The organism is Acidisphaera rubrifaciens HS-AP3, assembly GCF_000964365.1.
Taxonomy (GTDB): domain Bacteria; phylum Pseudomonadota; class Alphaproteobacteria; order Acetobacterales; family Acetobacteraceae; genus Acidisphaera; species Acidisphaera rubrifaciens.
In genome coordinates this window covers 1-451 of sequence record NZ_BANB01000052.1, presented here as the reverse complement: position 1 = coordinate 451, position 451 = coordinate 1, and the positions used below count along the sequence as shown (strand labels likewise).

Sequence of the window (451 nt, the reverse complement as noted above, 5' to 3'; positions counted from 1 at the left end):
TATTCGTCGAACGAGCCGAGGATCTGGCGGATCAGGTTGCCGGTGGTGTCGTCGCGGAACTCCTGCGTCATGGAGACGAGCTCGACGCCGGCGCGGCGCAGCTTGCGCAGATACATCTCGGACAGGAACTGCTCGCGGAAGAAGCGCGACATGGAGTGCACGAGCACGACGTCGAACGGATGCGCGGGTGCGGTGGCGGCGTCGATCATGCGCTGGAACTCGGGCCGGCGGTCGTCGGTGGCGGAGGCACCGGGTTCGACATAGGTCTCGATCAGATGCAGCCCGCGGGCGGCGCAGTAGTCCTGTCCCTGCTTGATCTGGTCGGGGATCGACAGCTCGCCCTCGGCCTGACGCGTGGTGGACACGCGGACATAGAGGGCTACGCGTCGTCGTTCCGGGGTGGCGTGGGTGTCGGGCATGCGGGACCGGGGGGCGCGAGGATCTGGCTTAG

At 67.4% G+C, this 451-nt stretch carries 1 protein-coding gene; it reads right to left on the bottom strand.

All coding sequences use genetic code 11. The features are described from left to right. On the bottom strand, positions 1–365 hold a 365-nt coding region (locus tag B8460_RS01935), incomplete at its 3' end, for a recombinase family protein (protein WP_048859887.1). Positions 366–451 lie beyond the last annotated feature (86 nt).